10 protein-coding genes and 1 tRNA gene are annotated in these 15,081 nt (G+C 70.6%); 4 read left to right on the top strand and 7 right to left on the bottom strand.

All coding sequences use genetic code 11. From position 1 onward, the window contains the following. Positions 1–13: 13 nt before the first annotated feature. Together ACPA54_RS37240 and ACPA54_RS37245 are read right to left on the bottom strand one after the other, a co-directional pair. The gene (locus ACPA54_RS37240; RefSeq protein ID WP_423536738.1) at positions 14–1,237 is read right to left on the bottom strand and encodes an amidohydrolase family protein; all 1,224 of its coding nucleotides are present in this window, start codon (positions 1,235–1,237) and stop codon (positions 14–16) included. A 168-nt stretch (positions 1,238–1,405) separates the two neighbouring features. Then, complete coding sequence (locus ACPA54_RS37245; RefSeq protein WP_423536740.1) at positions 1,406–2,419, bottom strand: P-loop nucleotide/nucleoside kinase family protein; 1,014 nt, start codon at positions 2,417–2,419, stop codon at positions 1,406–1,408. 263 nt (positions 2,420–2,682) lie between these two features. Here ACPA54_RS37245 and ACPA54_RS37250 point away from each other — a divergent pair, with 263 nt between their 5' ends. Together ACPA54_RS37250 and ACPA54_RS37255 are read left to right on the top strand one after the other, a co-directional pair. Next, positions 2,683–3,447: a DUF4232 domain-containing protein gene (locus ACPA54_RS37250; RefSeq protein WP_423536741.1), complete on the top strand. Its 765-nt coding sequence runs from the start codon at positions 2,683–2,685 to the stop codon at positions 3,445–3,447. Between the two features lie 372 nt (positions 3,448–3,819). After that, positions 3,820–7,329, top strand: coding sequence for a HelD family protein (locus tag ACPA54_RS37255; protein WP_423536743.1), 3,510 nt, complete (start codon positions 3,820–3,822; stop codon positions 7,327–7,329). Positions 7,330–7,449: 120 nt separating this feature from the next. On the opposite strand, the gene ACPA54_RS37260 is transcribed toward ACPA54_RS37255, so the two are convergent. Both ACPA54_RS37260 and ACPA54_RS37265 read right to left on the bottom strand, forming a co-directional pair. Beyond that, a tRNA-Pro gene (locus tag ACPA54_RS37260) sits at positions 7,450–7,523 on the bottom strand. A gap of 232 nt (positions 7,524–7,755) precedes the next feature. Further along, positions 7,756–8,652: a metallophosphoesterase gene (locus tag ACPA54_RS37265; protein WP_423536745.1), complete on the bottom strand. Its 897-nt coding sequence runs from the start codon at positions 8,650–8,652 to the stop codon at positions 7,756–7,758. A gap of 178 nt (positions 8,653–8,830) precedes the next feature. Here ACPA54_RS37265 and ACPA54_RS37270 point away from each other — a divergent pair, with 178 nt between their 5' ends. Further along, positions 8,831–9,286, top strand: a complete 456-nt coding sequence (locus ACPA54_RS37270; RefSeq protein WP_423536747.1) for a GatB/YqeY domain-containing protein — start codon at positions 8,831–8,833, stop codon at positions 9,284–9,286. 179 nt (positions 9,287–9,465) lie between these two features. Here ACPA54_RS37270 and ACPA54_RS37275 read toward each other — a convergent pair whose 3' ends face one another. Beyond that, a complete protein-coding gene (locus ACPA54_RS37275; protein WP_423536749.1) occupies positions 9,466–11,796 on the bottom strand; it encodes a transglycosylase domain-containing protein in 2,331 nt (776 codons plus the stop codon). Between the two features lie 356 nt (positions 11,797–12,152). Here ACPA54_RS37275 and ACPA54_RS37280 point away from each other — a divergent pair, with 356 nt between their 5' ends. After that, positions 12,153–12,479 (top strand): WhiB family transcriptional regulator, encoded by a 327-nt coding sequence (locus ACPA54_RS37280; RefSeq protein ID WP_345678137.1) that lies wholly within the window; start codon positions 12,153–12,155, stop codon positions 12,477–12,479. Between the two features lie 328 nt (positions 12,480–12,807). On the opposite strand, the gene bagB is transcribed toward ACPA54_RS37280, so the two are convergent. Further along, on the bottom strand, positions 12,808–14,037 hold the full coding sequence (gene bagB / locus ACPA54_RS37285) for an ATPase BagB (protein WP_423536751.1): 1,230 nt from the start codon (positions 14,035–14,037) through the stop codon (positions 12,808–12,810). After that, positions 14,034–15,047, bottom strand: a complete 1,014-nt coding sequence (bagA, locus tag ACPA54_RS37290; protein ID WP_345678177.1) for an ATPase BagA — start codon at positions 15,045–15,047, stop codon at positions 14,034–14,036. The genes bagB and bagA overlap by 4 nt, the downstream gene beginning before the upstream one ends. Between the last annotated feature and the right edge of the window lie 34 nt (positions 15,048–15,081).

Here is a 15,081-nt window from a genome sequence, read left to right on the forward strand (position 1 = left end):
AGACCCGCGGCAGCTACCCGAGCTTGCCGTGGCGCGCGACGACCCGGCCGCCGCGGACGACCATCCGGCGCTCGGGCAGATCCACCACCACCTGCGGCACACACTCGCCCTCGACCAGCATGAAGTCCGCGGGGGAGCCGGGCGTGAAGTCGACGCGCGGCAGCCCGACCAGCACCGCCCCGCCGTCCGCCGCCAATGCCAGGCACGCTTCCAGCTCCTCGTCGAGCCGCGCGTCGACAGCCCAGCCGAGCAGATGCGCCCGGTGCAGCATGTCGGCGTTGCCGAACGGGCTCCACGAGTCCCGCACGCCGTCCGAACCCAGGCCCACGAGCACGCCCCGCGCCGCGAGTTCGCGGAACGGCAGCACCGTCGACTCGCCCAGCGCCGCGGTGGTCAGCGACACCCCGGCGTCCGCCAACGTGCCTGCGGCTTCATCGAGTTCGCGTTCGCCGAGGGCGGCCAGGCAGAAGGCGTGGCTGACCGTCACCCGGCCGGCCAGGCCGAGCGCGCGGGTGCGGGCGCAGATGTCGTACAGCGGGGCCAGGCCGGTCTCGCCGGTGTCGTGGATGTGGATGTCCACGCCGGTGCCGTAGCGCTCGGCGATCCCGAAGACGGTGTCGAGTTGCCCCTGCTGGTCCCCGTCGAAGCCCGCCGGGTCGAGACCGCCGACGGCGTCCGCCAGGCCCGCGCGCACCGCTTCCTCCAACAGCGCGGCCGTGCCGGGGGTGCGCTGGAGGCCGTGCTGCGGGAAGGCGACGATCTGCACGTCCAGCACGCCGAGCAGGGCCTCGCGGGCAGCGGCGACACCGTCGAGCGGACCGAGGCCGTAGGCCGGGGCGACGTCCACATGCGCCCGCACCGCGCGGGTGCCTTGCGCGGCCGCGTGGGACAGGAGCCGCAGAGCGCGCTCGCCGACTGGCGTCTCCTGCGAGCGGTACAGGTCGACGTCGCCTTGCACGTACTCGGCGAGGCCGGAGGCCGGGCGGCGGCTGTACCAGGGCTCCCCCCAGGCCGTCTTGTCCGGATGGATGTGCGCGTCGACCAGCGTCGGCAGCGCGATCATGCCCCGGCCGTCCACCACCTCGGCGACCGCGCCCACCGGCATGCTGTCCGCGAACACCCCGTCGACGACCACCAGTTCGACGGGCGCACCGCCCGCCGGGCGGACGTCGCGGAACACGGTGACGGTACTGGGGTGGGGCATGGCCGGCCTGCTCTCGCTCACGGTCCGGCGCATCGGCCGGGACACTTCTCTCCCCTCTGGTATACCAAATCGGGGGAGCGGTGCCGGGCGGCGGAGGACCGCGGTCACGCGGTCGTCGCAGCGCGAACCCGGCGCGGGACTCTCCCGGGCGCCGGAGCGGAACGGTGCGGCCGATTCCCTTGCGTCACCGATTTCCCTGCGTCACCGATTCCCGCCGCGCACGATGGCCTCCCGGGCGCGATCGGCGAGGGCGACCGCCGTGCCGTGGCGGTTGTCGACGACGAAGTGCGGTGTCACAGGCCGCATCTCCGGGTCCAGGCCGGCGGCGTAGGTGTCCCAGTTCCGCAGCTTCCCGGCATCGCGCGGAGTCCCGCGGAACTCGATGTGCTCCCGCATCGACGCCGGGTCGGAGGCTACCCAGACGCTGTGCAGCGTGACGTGCTCGGCCGCGCACCGGTCGGTGAGTCCGCGCATCCACTCCGGGTTCGAGAACTGCCCGACGAAGGGCGCGTCCAGGATCACCGAGACGCCGCAGCGGAGGTTGTCCCAGGCGGTGTCCATCAGGCACCGGTACTCGTAGGGCCGCACGTGCTCGGTGTACAGCTCCGAATGCCGATCGTCCGGGTCCGCGCCGTAAGCCCGCAGGAGTTGCTCGACCATCGGCCGGGTGAGGGTGTCCTTGTCGAGGACGGCCCACGCGGTGACCATCCCGAGGAACCGGGCGAGTTCCGACTTCCCGGACCCGGCGTACCCGCCCACCAGGGTCAGCGTCGTCCGACGCCGGGAGAGACCCGCACCACGACGCCGCCGCCATGCGCCGACCACGTCGTTACGGAAATCGGCGGCGGACACCTCGGGCACGCCCGGCGCGACCACCGCCAGCACGGAGCCGACTGCCTGCTCGCCGACGTCCGCCGACGAGCCCGGCGGATGCGGTTCGGCCGCCGGCGGGGTGTCCCCCGGCACCGGATTCCGCCACCCCAGCCGGGATTCGTCCGACTGGTAGAGCAGGCAGTAGGCCCGCCGCTCATGCGGATTCGGGTACGCCGCGCCGACCTCGTGGGCCGCCAACGTCGGGGCGTCCGCCGCCAGGTCCCAGTGGTGCCGCCGGGCAATGCCGCGCAGTTCGCGCGCGGCATCCTCCGCCGTCAGCCCCAGTGCCTCACGCGCCTTGCGGAGGGCCGCCGGATCCCAGCCCCGGCGCTCCCGAGCCATCGCACCTCCCCGGCTTGGTGGGGTTCAACGTAGAACACCGCGACGCCAGGTCGGGCCCGTCAGCCGATGCGCGCAGCACCAACAGGCGCTCCCTGACTTCCGTTTGTTCCTTCCGTGTGACCGTGTCACCGGATGGTGACAGCGCTGTCGTGGGTCGACGACGCCCGTATCCCCGCGGTCGGCGGCCGGTTCATAGTGATCAGGCAAGGACCGAGGGGCCGGGAAAGTTCAGGCCCCAACCGTGCGCTACCAAGGGGCTTTTCATGTTCGGCAACCGTCGCAAGGCACTCCTCCTCTCCGCCGCCGTCCTCGGCGGCGCGATGCTGACGACCGCGTGCCAGAACTCCGACTCGGGCGCCGCACAGGGAAGTTCCTCCAACGCATCGGCAGGCCAGGGGGCAGCCGCGGCCGGTTCCTCGTCCGCCGGCGGCAACCAGGGCGGGAACCAGAGCGGCAATCAGGTGAGCAACCAGGGAAGCGGCAAGGACTCCGCAGGCAAGTCCTCGGCGGGGAACAGCTCGGGCGGCCAGGGTGCGGCGGCCGGCTCCGGCTCCGGCTCCGGCTCGGGTTCAGGCTCGGGTTCCGGTGCGGATTCCGGCAGCGGCAAGAACGCGAAGTGCCGCACCGACGAGCTGAAGATCACCGCCATGGACAGCACCATCTCCGACGACAGGGAAGGCACCGTCGCGGTCACGCTGAAGAACACCGGCAGCCGGACCTGCGCGATATCCGGCTACGCGGGCGTCGACCTGAAGACCAACGCAGGCACGCTGTCCGCGGTGCGCAACGGCGACCCTGTCGTCCAGGGCACCCTCAAGAGCGGCGAGTCGGTCTCCTTCGGCATCTTCTACCCGGTCAACGACACCGGCGGCTCCGGCGTCCGCATCACCGGGCTCGTGGTGACCCCGCCCGACGAGACGAAGAGCGTCACCCTCCCGTGGCCGGGCGGCGCCAGCCTGCCCGTCACCGAAAGCGCCGGCACCCCGGTCAAGGTCGGCCCCATCGGCAGCGCGGGTCAGGGCGGCTGACCGGCACACGACGGCCGACAACGCCCTTGGGCGGCGGGGGCCGCGGGGGAGTGGGGGAGCTTCATGGGCCTGCCAGTCGGCCGGCCACCACGCGGTACCGCGACGCCGCGTTCACGCTGCGGTCCGCCGTGGAGGCCGAGACGGCCCGCCGTGCGAAAGCCCTGTCGGCTTCGATGTGCCTCGCGTGCCACTACCACCGGTACGAACTCGGGCCGACCAAGGAGCAGTTGTCCCATTGGCGGGCCGAAATCGATTCGGTGCTCGACCGTTTGGACGATAGCCGCGCGTCCGCCAACGAACCTGTGTTATCACTCGGGGGTGTGTGTGGGCTCCGGCCCGCACCGGGGCCGGGCCGGCGGAAGGGGACCTCCCGTGACCACCACATCTCGGGGCGCGGTCATCGCCGCCGAGCAGGAAGCGGTAGACCACGCTTACGCCTGCTACGAATCGGCTCTGGCGGACATGGGCCCGGATGCCGCCGCGGCGGCGTCCGCGAGCGGCAAGGACAGCGTCGCGGTGCGCCGTGCCGCAGAAGCCCGGGTCGAGGCATACGGCGGGCTGGACGGCGAGGCGCTGGTGATCAGCCGCGTCGACGTCCACGAGTCGAACGCACAGCCCGAAACCTGGTACATCGGACGACGGCTGGTTCGCGACGCGAACGGCGACATCGTCGTCGTCTCGTGGACCGACCCGACCGCCGCCGCCTGGCGCAGTGCCCTGCCCGAGTCGCCGGGCGACGTGCGCCTGCGGAGGCAATTGCGGTGCACCGAACGACTCGTCGAGGACTACTTCGACGAGATCGTCCTGGACACGCCCGCAGCGGTCGCCAGGAGAGGCGAACGGGCGGAGCAGGAGGACTGGGCCGAGGATCCGACGGGCAGTCGCGCGGACGACCGCGGCGATGCTTCCGGGGTGGGCACAGGCCCGGAAGAGACTGCGTCTCTCGGTCCGGAGCGGGCACGCGTGCCGTCACCGCGCGATGTCGGGCGGCAGGCGCGGAAGAAGCCGCGCCAGGTGGACGAATACCTCCTGCGCGAACTCCACCGCTCCCGCAGCGGACGCATGCGCGACATTGTCGAAACGATCCGCCGCGACCAGATGGCCCTGGTCACCGACGACCCGACGGGTGTTCTCGTCGTGCAAGGCGGGCCGGGTACCGGCAAGTCCGCGGTGGGCCTGCACCGCGTCACTTGGCTGGTGGACAACGGACACTTCCCTCCTCAGGAGATCCTCGTCGTCGGCCCGCACCGGCGCTTCCTCGACTACGTCGGGAGTGTGCTGCCGGCCCTCGGCACCCGGAATGTCACGTCGGTCCAGCTCGAACGTCTGTGGGACGGCGAGGTGCGGGGCACCGACTCCCGAGAGGCGCGACGCGTCAAGTCGGACGAACGGATGGCCGAAGTGCTGCGCCGCCGCGTCGAGGCGGAGTGCCGGCCAGAGGCGGTCGACGGGCTTCTGGAGGAAGCCTTCCGTGAGTCCGACGAGCCGTCCTTTGCCGTCGGCATCGGCAGCAAGTACTTGCGGCTGCGGCGCTCGGAGGTCCTCGATCTCGCACGCGAGACTCGCGACGAAGCGGGTGCGTATCGGGTAAAGCGGCTGCGGTTCCGCAGCCGCCTCGTAGACGCGCTTCTTCGTGCCGCCGCCGACGCGACCCCGGGCCGGCGGCGGGACAGCACGCTCAGGGCGGACCTGGAGCGCCACCGGCAGGTCATTGCTCTTGTCGAACGGGTGTGGCCCGCCCTCAGCCCCGAGGAAGCGCTGCGCAGTCTGCTGAACTCCACCGACCGGCTGAGGGAATGCGCAGCGGGCATTCTCGAAGACGCGGAGCAGGCCGCGCTGCGTCGGCCGCGTGCCAAGTCCGCGGCGGACGAGCCGTGGACGCTCGACGACCTGGTGTGCCTCGAAGAGCTTCGGCACCTCATCGCGGGAGATACCCCGCCGCGCCACCGGCACATCGTCGTCGACGAGGCGCAGGATCTGACGCCGATGCAGGCACGCTCGTTGAGTAAGCGGTGCCCCACCGGATCGATGACCGTGCTCGGTGACCTGACGCAGGCAACCGGCCCCCACACATACGCCGACTGGGACAGGCTTGCCAGGTTGCTCTCCGGCACCGGAGAGGCATGGCGCATCGCGGAGCTGGGCGTCAGCTACCGGGTGCCGGAACAGATCATGGCGTACGTGGCGCCCGTCGCGCGTGCTATCGGGCCCGAACTGCCTTTCCCCACAGCGGTTCGCCGCGTAGACGGAGACGCGGTGCGGTCGACCGCGGCCGACGTCGACACGTTGCCGGACGTGGCTCTCGCACGGGTCCGCCGACTGATCGGTACCGACGATCGTACGTTCCGATCGATCGCGGTGATCGGGCCCGACGACTCGCCGCTGCCGGACGCGTTCCGCAGTCGGTTGGACGCCGCCGGAGACATGACTCCGGAGGCACGCCAGTCGGTATCGGTGCTCGCGGCTTCGCACGCCAAGGGAATGGAGTTCGACCACGTCGTACTTCTGGAACCGGCGGCTGTCGCCGCGGACGAACAGGTCGGGTTGCGGCTGCTGTACGTGGCTCTCACCCGCAGTACGCAGACACTCACCATCGTGCACGCGGCACCACTGCCCGAGCCGCTTGCCGCCCACGACGTGGGGACGGACAGCCCGCCCGCGGCGGTGTCGCCTGGGGTCGGCGACAGCGTGCGCGTGCGGGTCTTGGACGGGGGCACCGGGTCGCATCGCAGAGTTCGAAGCGTGTCACCAGCGATGGATCGTCCCCTGCTGCTCGTCGTGAGGCACGGGACACCGCCGCCTCAGGTGGGCAGCGAACTGGACTGCTGGATCGTCCGGCAAGAAGCCCACGTCAGCATGGTGAGCGCGAGCGACTTCGGACGTCGGCCGATCGCGCCGGGCACAGTGAAGCGCTACGCGGGCGCGCTATCCCTGCTCGGCGAGCTTGCCGCCGGACGCACCGTCGACTCTGCCGACTCCGCCGCGAGGCTGTCCGAGCTGCGGGGGCTGGCCAACCGCTGTCTGAGCCGGGACCAGCCCGATTGGCTCACCGTTTGGCGGCTCCTCGGACAGCCGGACACAACCCGGCTGAAGGATTTGGTTGCCCTCACCCAGGCCGCGCGGAGCTGGGTGATGTCAGGTGATCCCGAAATTGCGCACCGGCTCCGGATCGATCCCCGATGGGAGGCGTGGAGCACCGCCTTCCATATCGCGGGACAGCATTTGCGGAGCCATGAGCAGGCCGGATCTCGAAGCGGCAGCGTCGAGGGCAGCTCACTCACCGCCGTCAACGCCGAGGGAGCCGCGGCGTTGGACGGAACACCGCGCCAACCCGTGCGCGAGCCCGGATCCGAGAGCCCTTCGAACGTCGCACCGCCGTCCGAAGGACGTTCATCTGAGGAGATTCAACTGAAGCCGTCAACGGGTCGACCCGACCTGGTGAACCCGGATGCAGCGCCGGAAAATTGGCGCGAAGCGCTGCTTCACGACCTCACGGCCGCGGTGGCCGCGGACCGTAACTGCAACGTGCACGAAGCGGTACGCCACGAGTTGCAGGCTGCCCTGCTCCGCTCCGGGATGCGCCCGTTCGACTCCCCTGTCCTGGACGTCGGCCTGGAGAGTGCCCAGGGCACGGTCGTCTACGAAGTACTCGGTACAGGACGTACGGGATATGCGGACCTGCGCGCCGGTGCCGTGCGGCTGCACGAGGTGCGAAGCCTTCTTCCGCAGGCCACAGCCCGTCTCTACCTGGTTCTTGCCGAATCTCCCAAGGAGGACTGGAGCGCGGACGCCGTGCGAGACGTGCTGGGTGTGCACGTGGTCTGGCGTACGACGCGAGGTTGGGAGGGAGAAGACGCGGACGCCGCCCTGGGCCTCGGCTGAGGGGCGTCACGCGGCCGGCACGAGAGGGCGCCTGCTGCCCTCGACCCTGCGCACGGCTCGTGACATGAGTGAGGCCCTGACCCGCTTCCGCGGATCAGGGCCTCACTCGTACATCTCACGTCGGGGTGGCGGGATTTGAACCCACGACCTCTTCGTCCCGAACGAAGCGCGCTACCAAGCTGCGCCACACCCCGTTTGATGCGCGTTTAGCTTAGCGGACCCGGGGGCTCAGGCGAAATCCGGTTTAGGAGGACGGGAACGTGCAGGTCAGGGCGAGGGGAGCGGCAGGCGACGGGGTGGGCGGAAGAGTCGCTCGAACGGCCGGAGGCGGGCCGAGTAGCGCACGTCACACCCTTTCCCCGCCGACCGGCGGTGGCGCTCCCCGCCAGCCCGCCCCGGACCCGCCGGAGCCGGACTGCCTCCGCCTTACCCCGCCGTCAGCGTCATCAGCGTCGCCTCGGGTGGGCAGGCGAAGCGGAAGCGTGCGTACCGCGACGTTCCGCAGCCCGCCGACACGTGGAGGTAGGTCTCGTTGCCGCCCGACGCGTAGCGCGAGAGGCCCTTGGCGCGTTTGCGGTCGAGGTCGCAGTTGGTGGCGAGGGCGCCGTAGAAGGGGACGCAGACCTGGCCGCCGTGGGTGTGGCCGGCGATGACGAGGGGGTAGCCCTCGGCGGTGAAGGCGTCCAGGGCGCGCAGGTAGGGGGCGTGGACGACGGCGAGGGACAGGTCCGCCGCGTGGTCGGGGCCGCCGGCGACGAGTTCGTAGCGGTCGCGGTCGATGTGCGGGTCGTCGAGGCCGACGAGTTCGATGTCGCAGCCGTCGAGCTTGAGGCGGCCGCGGGCGTTGTTGAGGTTCTCCCAGCCGACCTGGTCGAAGCCGTCGCGGAGTTCCGTCCACGGGTTCTCGGGGCCGTGGGTGCGGGTGCCGTCGTCGCGGCGGAGGTAGCCGGTGGGGTCCTTGCGGCGGGGGCCGAAGTAGTCGTTCGAGCCGAAGACGTACGCGCCGGGCAGCTCCATCAGCGGCGCCAGCGCGTCGAGGGTCTCCGGGACGGCTTCCGGGTCGGACAGGTTGTCACCGGTGTTCAGCACGAAGTCCGGACGAAGCGCGGCGAGTCGGCGCAGCCAGTCCTGCTTCTTGCGCTGGCCCGACACCATGTGGATGTCGGACACGTGGAGCACCCGCAGCGGGCGCATGCCTTTCGGGAGAACGGGCACCTCGACGCGCCGCAGCCGGAACGACCGGGCTTCGTAGGCGGAGGCGTAGGTCAGGCAGGCGGCCCCGGTGGCGGCGATCCCCAGCGGCAGCGCAAACTTCGTTCGCATTCTTCCCATGGTTCCAGAGCCGGGCCGTAGGAGGGAGCCGCCGGATGTTCCGGTTGTGTACGAGTGCGGCCGCGACGCCCGTCCCTTGCACGGCAGCTCCTCCCCACCGCCGGTCCCGAAAAGCGGTTGTGCCCAAAACCCGTGAGGTGTCCTGCGGGGCGGCTGCGACACTGGGGGCATGAGTACCTTCAAGAGCCGCCTCCAGAACGACCTCACCGAGTCCATCCGCGCGCGGGACGAGCTGCGTTCCTCGACGCTGCGGCTGACGCTGACCGCGGTGACGAACGAGGAGGTCGCGGGCAAGGAGGCCCGGGAGCTGTCCGACGACGAGGTGCTGAAGATCGTCGTCCGCGAGGCGAAGAAGCGCCGTGAGGCCGCCGAGGCGTTCGACCAGGGCAACCGCCCCGAGCAGGCCGCGCGCGAGCGCGCCGAAGGCGAGATTCTCGCCGAATACCTGCCGAAGCAGCTCGACGACGCCGAGCTGAAGAGCATCGTGGCCGCGGCGATCGCCGAGCTGGGCGTGTCGGGCCCGTCGGCGATGGGGCAGGTCATGAAGGTCGTGCGGCCGAAGGTCGGCGACCGCGCGGAGGGCGGCCGCATCGCCGCGGAGATCAAGGGGCAGCTCGGCAGCTGAGCGCATGCCGTCCGGGCACAGCCGGGCAGCCGAGCGCGAGCCGCCTCCAGGTCCACGAAGGACCCGGGCCGAGCCGCGCACGAGAAAGCGCCGGTGGGATTCCTCCCACCGGCGCTTTCGCCGTTCCGCTCGACCGCGCGCCCGCGGCTATGGCCTGGCCGCGGGCGCGCGGGCGGGGGTCACCCGCCCGTGGTCGTGTCCTGCGTCCGCGGGTTGCCCGGCAGTCCCGGGAATCCCGGGAAGGTCGGGGTGGTCGGGTCCGTCGGCTTGTCCGGCTTCCCGGGCTTGCCGGGCTTGTTGTCGCCGGGCTTGTTCTGGTTCTGGTCCGGCTTGCCCGGGTCCGGCGTGGCCGCGTGCTGGTCGACCTGCGGCGGGATCGCCCCGTCCGGCGGCGCGGTGAAGCTGATCTTCTGGGCGCCCGCCAGCGCGGCGGTCATGGCGTTCTTCCAGATCGGCGCCGGGATGCTGCCGCCGAAGACTTGGTAGACGCGCTTGCCGCCGATCACGATGCCGCCGTCCGGCTCCATCGTGGTCGGCTTCAGCGGGTTGCCGACCCACACCGCGGTGGACAGCTGCGGGGTGTAGCCGACGAACCAGGCGTTGGTCTTCTCGTCCGTGGTACCGGTCTTGCCGGCGTTGTCGCGGTCGCTCAGGCCGGCCTTGCTGCCCGTGCCGCTTTCCGTGACGCCCGCCAGCAGCTGGTTGATTATGTCCGCGTTCTCGGGCTTGATCAGCTGGTGGCAGTTGGCGCTCGGCGGGGTGATCTTGGTGCCGTCCAGCCGCGAGACCTCGGTGATGGCGACCGGGGAGCAGTACTTGCCGCGTGCCGCGAAGGTCGCGTACGCGTTCGCCATCGCCAGCGGGGTGACGGTCTCCGAGCCCAGGGTCAGCGACGGGATCTCCTGCAGCGGCTTGCCGTCGCCGCGGGTGACGCCCATGCTCTGCGCCATCGTGGAGACCGGGCAGATGCCGACCTGCTGCTCGAGCTTCACGAAGTACGTGTTGACCGAGAGCTTCATCGCCGACTGCATGTCGAAGGTGCCGAACTCCGACTCCGACTCGTTCTTGAGGCCCTGCTTGCCGTCCCACTCGGCCGGCTTGACGCTGCCCGTGCAGGTCTTGAAGGACTGGTCGCTCAACTTCACGACCGACGACGTCGTCGTGTCCTTGAAGTCGGGCTTGATCCCCGCCTCGAGCGCGGCGGCCGCGGTGATCGGCTTGAAGGTCGACCCCGGCTGGAAGCCGAGTGCCGACCCGCCCATCGACGACCCGACCGAGTAGTTGATCGTCGTCTCGTTGGCGGTGTCCTCGAACCCGTACGGCCGGCTCTGCGCCATCGCCTTGATCTGCCCGGTGCCCGGTTCGACCATCACCACCGCGTCGGCGACGGTCTCCTTCTGCAGCACGCCCTTGGTGGCCGCGTTGTACGCCGCCTCCTGCATCTTCGGGTCGAGCGTGGTCTTGATCCGCAGACCGCCCGCGCGCCAGAGCGCGTCGCGCTCCTCCTTGGTCTTGCCGAACGCCGGGTCGTTGCGCACCACGTTCTTGACGTAGTCGCAGAAGAACGACGAGCCGTTCGTGTTGTTGGCCGCGATGCAGCCGTTGGTGAGCGGCTGGACCTTGAGGTTCAGCTCGGTCGCCTTGGCCGCGTCCACGTCCTGCTGGGTGGCCGCGCCGACCTCGACCATGCGCTGCAGCACGATGTTGCGGCGGTCCTTGGCCGTCTGCGGGTTGCGGATCGGGTCGTACTTCGTCGGCGCGTTGACGATGCCGGCGAGCAGCGCGGCCTCGGGCAGCGTGAGGTCCTTGGCGTGCTTGCCGTAGTAGCGGTACGCCGCCGCCTCGATGCCGAACGCGCGCTGGCCGAACGGGATGATGTTGAGGTAGCGGGTCAGGATCTCGTTCTTGCTGAACCGCTGCTCCATCCCGATCGCGTACTTGAGCTCCTTGATCTTGCGGGACAGCTCCTGCTTGGTGGCGTCCGCGACCTTGGCGGGGTCGTCGCCGGCCAGCTCGACGAAGATGTTCTTCACGTACTGCTGGGTGAGGCTCGACCCGCCCTGCGTCTCGCCGCCGGACTGGTTCTTGACCAGCGCGCGGAGGGTGCCCTTGAGGTCGATCGGCCCGTGCTCGTAGAACCGCGAGTCCTCGATCGCCACGATCGCCTTCTTCATGACGTCGGCGATCTGGTCGTAGTTCACGATGATGCGGTAACGGTCGTAGACCGTGGCCAGGGTGTTCCCCGAGCTGTCGTAGATGTACGACGGCTGGGCGAGGAACGGCGCCTCCAGCTCGTTCGGGAAGTCGTCGAAGTTCTCCGCACCGGCCTTCGCCGCCAAGCCGAGGCCGCCGACGATCGGCAGGGCGACGCCCGCGAGCAACGCGCCCGCCAGAACAGCCGCGCCGACGAACGCCGCGATGCGCCCGGTGAAGCCTATGAACGACGGGGGGCGTAGCGGTCCACGACCTGAGGTGCCAGGGCGGGACTTGCCGGAGGGGGTTGGGGCCATGCGGCAAAGACTACGTGGCGAAACTTGCCGCACGGCGGAGGTACTTCACCTAGTCTGTAACAGCAGCCGGGGGACAGCTCCCACCAACCCGTTCACTCGTACGAGTGAATTCGGGCCAACGCGGGAGGTTCCCGGCAACCGGACCGGGGTGCCGTGTCGAGGCAAATCCACAGGTCGCGCAAGGGTTTTCACCCGCATGGGTGGGCTCATATTCGCGCATAGTCCGTCCGGGTCATGGATGACCGCCCAGTAGGGGCTGTTGCGCGGGCCCGTCTTTTCGTAGCGTCCTGCTTGGCAACGGGATTTCCCGTCGCCGCCGTAGGGGGAGCCTCGAATCGGGAGAGGACGGCACCAGCATGAGCTGGGTTACCGACTGGAACGCACTGGCCGCGTGCCGCGCCAGCGATCCGGATGAGCTGTTCGTGCAGGGGGCGGCCCAGAATCGCGCAAAGGCCGTATGCACCGGATGTCCGGTGCGTACCGAATGCCTGGCCGACGCCCTCGACAATCGGGTCGAGTTCGGGGTCTGGGGAGGGATGACGGAACGCGAAAGGCGGGCTCTGCTCCGCCGGCGGCCGACCGTCACCTCGTGGCGCAGGCTCCTGGAGACCGCGCGAGAAGAATACGAGCGGGAAATCCATGCGGATTATCCGGAGAGCATCGGTCTGCGCGCGGCAGGCTGACGGTTCCCCGGGACAACATCCCGCCGCCCGGAATATCCGGATAGCGGGTCACATCGGAACATCGGCCGCACACCGTGGCGGCAGACGCGCCGGCTGAGCACCATCGCACGCACCATCCGCCGGTCCGCCGAGCTTGGGAGTCAGGCCCCGGCTCGGGGACCGGGGTGGAGCGTCGGCCGACCGCGTCCGCCGGTGCCCTCGGTGCCGCGGACGGTACGCGTATGCCCGCGGCGGGCAGGCCGGCCGGTCAGGCTGTTCGGCTTGTTCGGCTTGTTCGGACTGCTCGGGCTGTGCGCGCGGTTCATGCTGTTCACGCTGTTCATGCCGTTCATGCCAGGTGTCCGCCGATGCTGCGCAGCCCGTCGAGGTCGTGCACGTCGCCCGGCAGCGCCGGCACTTCGACCACCGGCACGTCCGGGTGGATCGACGTGAAGCGCGTGCGCACGCGCTCCTCACGGCCGATCATGCGCAGCCGTTCGGCGTGCAGGGTGAGGAGTCCGGCGACGAGCCGGAGGTCGTCGGCCGACGGGGCGTCGCCGGCGGGTTCCTCGTCGTCGTAGGTGTCTTCGTCGTAGGTGTCTTCGTCGTACGCGCGCTCGTACAGCGTTTCCGCGGCGGCCATGCTCCGCTCCGCGGAGAGCTGCCCGGCGCCGGTGCCGTGCACGCGGTTGAGCACGAGTCCGGCGAGCGGCATCGACTCGGCGTCGAGGCGTTCCACGAAGTAGGCGGCTTCGCGCAGCGCGTCCTTCTCCGGGGCGGCGACCACCAGGAACGCCGTGCCGGGGGCCTGGAGCAGTTTGTACGTGGCGTCCGCGCGCTTGCGGAACCCGCCGAAGGTGGTGTCGAGCGCGGCGACGAACGTCTGGATGTCGGTGAGCAGGTGCGCCCCGACGACCTTGTTGAGCGCCCCGGTCATCAGCCCCATGCCCGCGGACAGGAACTTGAGCGCGCCGCGTCCGCCGACCTTCGCGGGCGCGGACAGGATGCGGATCAGCCGCCCGTCGAGGAACGAGCCGAGGCGCTGCGGCGCGTCGAGGAAGTCGAGCGCGGAGCGGGACGGCGGGGTGTCGACGACGATGAGGTCCCAGTCCCCGCCGCCGTGCAGCTGGCCGAGCTTCTCCATGGCCATGTATTCCTGCGTGCCCGCGAAGCTGGACGACAGCGACTGGTAGAAGGGGTTCTCCAGGATCTGCCGGGCGCGCTCGCGGTCCGCGTGCTGTTCGACGATCTCGTCGAACGTGCGCTTCATGTCGAGCATCATGGCGTGCAGGCTGCCGCCCTTGGTCTCGTCGACGCCGCCCACCCGGCGCGGCGTGTTGTCGAGTTCGGTCAGCCCCATCGACTGCGCGAGGCGGCGCGCCGGGTCGATCGTCAGCACGACGACGTCGCGGCCGCGTTCGGCGGCGCGCAGGCCGAGCGCGGCGGCGGTCGTGGTCTTGCCGACGCCGCCGGAGCCGCAGCACACGACGATGCGGGTCGCCGGGTCGTCGATGAGCGGGTCGAGTTCCAGCTGCCGGGCGGAGAACCCGGTCCGACGGGACTTCACCGTGCCGGTCATGCGACCCCCTGTTCGCGCAGTGCCTCGGCGAGCCGGTAGAGCCCGCCGAGGTCGACGCCGTCGGCGAGCAGCGGCAGCTCGTACATGGGCAGGCCCAGGGCGCGCACCGTCTGGCGTTCCTCGGTCTCCAGGACGATGCGGCCCGCGTGCTCGTCGGCTTCCGCGAGGAGCGCCGCGACGAGCGTCTTGGTGGGGCGTACGCCGGCCGCCCGCAGCCCGGCGTCGAGCAGGTCGGGGGTGAGCCGCCGGCCGGTGTCGGTCTCGTCGTCGACCTGGAGCGGCGGCCGCGCCATGTTGACCACCACGCCGCCGACGGGCAGCCCGGTGGCGCGGAGTTCGGCGACGCCGTCGACGGTCTCCTGGACGGGCATCTCCTCCAGGAGGGTGACCAGGTGGACCGCCGTCTCGGGGGAGCGCAGCACCCGCATGACGGCTTCGGCCTGCGCGTGGATGGGGCCGAACCGGGCGAGCCCGGCGACTTCGGTGTTGACGTTGAGGAAGCGGGAGATGCGGCCGGTCGGCGGCGCGTCCATGACCACCGCGTCGTAGACCCACGAGTTGTCGCCCTTGACCCGGCGGCGCACCGCTTCGCACGCCTTGCCGGTCAGCAGGACGTCCCGTAGGCCGGGCGCGATGGTGGTGGCGAAGTCGATCGCGCCGAGCTTCTTCAGGCCCTTACCGGTGCGGCCCAGGTGGTAGAACATGTCGAGGTAGTCGAGGAGTGCTTCCTCGGGGTCGATGGCGAGCGCGAACACCTCGCCGCCGCCCGGTGCCACCGCGATCTTGCGCTCCTCGTAGGGGAGTTCCGCGGTCTCGAACAACTGGGCGATGCCTTGCCGCCCCTCGACCTCGACCAGCAGCGTGCGGTGCCCGTCGTGGGCGAGCGCCAGGGCGAGCGCCGCCGCGACGCTGGTCTTGCCGGTCCCGCCCTTGCCGCTGACGACGTGGAGGCGGACGCCCTCCCAGTCGGAGTCGGGGCCGCCCGCGCGGCGGCTGTCGTGCTGGGTCACCTGGCTCACACTGTCGAGACTAACCACCCCGCGG

Origin of the sequence: Uniformispora flossi (assembly GCF_049534875.1) — a bacterium.
GTDB classification, from domain to species: Bacteria; Actinomycetota; Actinomycetes; order Streptomycetales; family Streptomycetaceae; genus Yinghuangia; species Yinghuangia aomiensis.